This window comes from Collinsella sp. Sow4_E3, from assembly GCF_052116285.1.
Classification (GTDB): domain Bacteria; phylum Actinomycetota; class Coriobacteriia; order Coriobacteriales; family Coriobacteriaceae; genus Collinsella.
Genome location: NZ_JBQKLJ010000114.1, coordinates 1 through 479, shown reverse-complemented (window position 1 = coordinate 479; position 479 = coordinate 1). Strand labels below are relative to the sequence as shown.

The 479-nt window shown below is 34.4% G+C and carries 1 protein-coding gene; it reads right to left on the bottom strand.

The genetic code is table 11. From position 1 onward, the window contains the following. Nucleotides 1–170: 170 nt before the first annotated feature. Nucleotides 171–407, bottom strand: a complete 237-nt coding sequence (locus ACTQ48_RS11535; RefSeq protein WP_441571070.1) for a hypothetical protein — start codon at nucleotides 405–407, stop codon at nucleotides 171–173. Nucleotides 408–479 lie beyond the last annotated feature (72 nt).

Genomic DNA, 479 nt, shown 5'->3' with positions numbered 1-479 from the left:
AAACTGAAGATGTTTTTCATTAACCACCTCATGACGTTGAAATTGCCCTAGTTTACCAAAGACCTTACGGGGAGCTGTTCCTAGTTTTTCATAGATAGCTGTTCCAATAAAGTTAGGGTTCATTTTAAGTGTTTCTTTAATCATAATAGTTCCTTTCAGGGTATAAAAAATCAAGCCATAGCTTGAGAGTAGTAATATCTTGTAATAAGGCGACGGTAATGGTTTCCGTATAGAAGAATCTCGCCATGGGGATAGTTTGCTTCACGTAACTTTTGAAGCTTTTCGGCTAATAATGTCATTGTTTGTTTATAGAGCAAATCCAGTAAGTTTTGATCATAACGATAGACACCCACTGAAAACATAAAGTTTTGATAGATTTGATTTAAGATTTGTTCACAATAAGTCATAGTTTCCTTTCTAATAAAATAAAAGCTACCGATTTAAGAGGGAAAACCAGTAGCTTTTGCGCTAAGAGATGA